The sequence below is a fragment of the Bacillus sp. JJ1764 genome (genome assembly GCF_036962145.1).
GTDB lineage: Bacteria > Bacillota > Bacilli > Bacillales > Cytobacillaceae > Neobacillus.
The window spans coordinates 14,155-17,387 of the sequence record NZ_JBALNY010000102.1; the positions used below are offsets into that span (position 1 = coordinate 14,155).

Annotated in this window: 3 protein-coding genes, 1 pseudogene and 1 riboswitch; of the genes and pseudogenes, 1 reads left to right on the plus strand and 3 read right to left on the minus strand. The window is 41.0% G+C overall.

The annotated features are described in order from the left end of the window. Positions 1 to 60: 60 nt before the first annotated feature. On the minus strand, positions 61 to 1,113 hold the full coding sequence (locus tag V7083_RS14980) for an LLM class flavin-dependent oxidoreductase (protein ID WP_335479177.1): 1,053 nt from the start codon (positions 1,111 to 1,113) through the stop codon (positions 61 to 63). A 187-nt stretch (positions 1,114 to 1,300) separates the two neighbouring features. Next, positions 1,301 to 1,481: riboswitch (Lysine riboswitch) on the plus strand. Between the two features lie 125 nt (positions 1,482 to 1,606). Between V7083_RS14980 and dapA the strand changes: the two genes are divergently transcribed. Further along, positions 1,607 to 2,494, plus strand: coding sequence for a 4-hydroxy-tetrahydrodipicolinate synthase (gene dapA, locus V7083_RS14985; RefSeq protein ID WP_335479179.1), 888 nt, complete (start codon positions 1,607 to 1,609; stop codon positions 2,492 to 2,494). A 38-nt stretch (positions 2,495 to 2,532) separates the two neighbouring features. On the opposite strand, the gene V7083_RS14990 is transcribed toward dapA, so the two are convergent. Together V7083_RS14990 and V7083_RS14995 are read right to left on the minus strand one after the other, a co-directional pair. Continuing rightward, positions 2,533 to 2,706 carry a hypothetical protein gene (locus V7083_RS14990; protein WP_335479181.1) on the minus strand — a complete coding sequence of 58 codons (174 nt, stop codon included), beginning with the start codon at positions 2,704 to 2,706 and terminating at the stop codon, positions 2,533 to 2,535. A gap of 154 nt (positions 2,707 to 2,860) precedes the next feature. After that, positions 2,861 to 3,233, minus strand: a pseudogene (locus V7083_RS14995) (MFS transporter); the annotation flags it as partial.

Sequence of the window (3,233 nt, forward strand, 5' to 3'; positions counted from 1 at the left end):
GTTTTTTCGATTCTTTCGTTTTTTCGGTCACATAGAACCTTCTCATAGCTTCCTTACCAATTACTTATCAGTAGTTTCCCACTTAGAAACTTCCTCACGAACTCGAGGAGCTACTTCTGTCCCTAACAACTCAATGGCCCGCATGACGTCTTCATGTGGCATAGAACCCACAGGACAATGTAGCATAAAGCGAGTGACTCCTACATTTTTCCTTAAATGAATGATTTTCTGCGCCACTGTTTCAGGATCCCCTACATACAGTGCACCCTCCAAACTCCGGGCTGAATCAAAGCTGGCTCTGCTATAATGACCCCAACCACGTTCACGCCCTAATACATTCATCACATATTGAGTAGGCGGGAAAAATTTATCCGCAGCTATTTCTGACCTTTCGGCAACAAATCCGTGTGAATGGGATGCTACCGTTAACTTGGAAACATCGTGACCTGCTTGTGCTGCGGATCTTTTATACAACTGAACCAGTGGGGCGAATTGACGCGGACTGCCGCCAATAATCGCTAATACTAACGGTAAACCGAGCACACCTGCCCGAACGACAGATTCTGCATTACCTCCACTACCAATCCATACTGGCAAAGGATTCTGAACCGGACGTGGGTAGACTCCCAAATGATTAATAGCCGGTCTATGTTTACCCTGCCAAGTCACTTTCTCAGATTGGCATATTTTTAATAGTAGTTCCAATTTCTCTTCAAATAGCTCATCATAATCCTGCAGATTATAACCAAATAACGGGAATGATTCGATAAAGGAACCTCGACCCGCCATGATTTCTGCACGGCCGTTAGAAATCGCGTCAACAGTGGCAAAATCTTGGTATACTCGAACGGGATCATCGGATGACAGAACCGTTACTGCACTTGTTAACCGAATTCGGTTTGTTTTAGAAGCAGCCGCAGCCAGAATCACTGCTGGGGATGATGCTGCAAAATCTTCTCGATGATGCTCCCCTACCCCAAAGACATCCAAGCCAACTTGATCAGCCAGGACAATCTCTTCTACCACATCACGTATTCTTTGAGCATGACTTATCGTTTCACCAGTTTTAAGATCAGGTGTTGTTTCAACAAACGTACTAATTCCAATTTCCACGTTATATTCCCCTTTTTTCACAAATAACTTCTATCTATTTTTAACATTATCCCAATAAAAATTACAAATGAGCCGCCTGTGACTTTTCTCTCATTTTTAGAAAATAGCATGTATTACCACTTGTAATGTATGGAATATTCTGTTATATTACAATAAATTATATATTTTCTTACTTCAAACCTTTTGAAGTGAGGATAGAGGCGCAAAAACCATTAGTACACGATTGGAGGATTATGAGGTCCGATGAGGTTTGTGGAAAGGGGAATTTGCCGAAGCTTCGAAGATACTCATAGTATTTGAAGCTGGTTCAGCTATTGAATAAGTACTGAACTGTCATATAGGAAACTATATGGAGGGCTATCTCACGCACAGGAACGAGCATGATTTTTGTTTCTACTGCAGCAGCGGATCCCTCGTTGTTGCTTTTTTGCGTTGAATTTGATATGGCCTTACCCCTCTAATTTCTAAAAAAATTATAAAAAGGGTGAGCAAAATGAATTTTGGCCAAGTATTAACCGCAATGGTTACACCATTCAATGATAATGGTGAGGTGGATTTTGACGCGACAAAAAATCTAGTAAATTATTTAATTGACAATGGAACTGACGGATTAGTAGTTGCTGGAACAACTGGGGAATCTCCCACTTTATCCTCGGAAGAAAAAGTAACCTTATTTAAATTTGTTGTGGAGGTCGTTAATGGCAGAGTACCTGTCATCGCTGGGACAGGATCCAATAATACACATGCATCAATTAAACTATCCAAACAAGCTGAAGAAGTCGGTGTTGACGGAGTTATGCTTGTAGTTCCCTACTATAATAAGCCCTCACAAGAAGGCCTGTATCAACACTTTAAAGCAATCGCTGAATCAACTTCGTTACCAGTGGTTCTTTATAATATCCCTGGTCGCAGTGTGACCAACCTTTCAGTGGAAACAGTAGTGCGTTTATCACACATAAATAATATCGTTGCTGTAAAAGAAGCCAGCGGCACTTTAGATGCCATGGCTGCTATAATCGACCAAACCCCTGATGATTTTACTTTATACAGCGGAGATGACGGATTAACCCTCCCAGTCCTCTCCATTGGTGGGGCAGGTGTCATTTCCGTAGCTTCTCATATTATTGGCAATGAAATGCAGGAAATGATTCATCTGTTTAAAAATGGCCAAGTGAAAGAAGCGGCTGCTGCACATCGCACACTTCTGCCTACTATGAAAGCCCTATTTGCTGCACCGAACCCTACTCCGGTAAAAGCAGCCCTAAATATTAAAGGTATACCTGTTGGCGGCGTACGATTGCCGTTGGTACCTTTAGATGAAACAGAAAAACATGCACTTGAACTGGTTATAATGCCGTCCAAATCTGAGGTTTTGGCATAAATTTTTCAAAAAGTACTCTTTGTAAAAAAGAGTGCTTTTTATTTTGCAAACAAAATTTTTATTTCATTTTCTGCTTCCACCATTCGACCAAAGCGGTACCCCTCGATCAAGACATTCCGTTCATGGTCGGTTAAACGGCGGTCCCATTTTGTTTCTAGGTACATAATGACTTCATTGTAAAAAATGTTCGGGTATTCAAAAGGTTCTTTCATGGTTGCACACCTCTTTTTCAAATTGAGTTCCCTTCACATTCTTGTCCGATTTTTCCCATATTATAATTCTTTTTGCCAATAAGTTCGTATGATTATAATATGGTAAAACGTTTTCAGCGGTTAATGATGAAAAAGACCGCTTAGAATAACGGCCTTATTCTCCGATAGTTGTTTTTTTCCTAAATCCTCTTGAAAAAAAGCTAATCAACATGACGATTGCTACTAACATATAGGCCATTCCGCCAATCACCCCCATAGTGCGTGGGGCCAGAAATTCTAAGGCTGCTCCAGAAATGAACATGGACAGCCCTAAGATGGGATTCGAGATAGTCGCCAATAATCCAAACATCGTACCTTGATATTCTTCGGGGATTTCCTTCATTAATACTGTATCAAAACAGGCATTTCCTATTCCGGACATAAAGGCTGCCCCACAGAATAGCAGGAAGGCAAAAACGACATAATGAGTTTGACTTAACAATATCAGGCTAAAGCCTTCCAACATTAAACAAACCAAACCTGTGGCA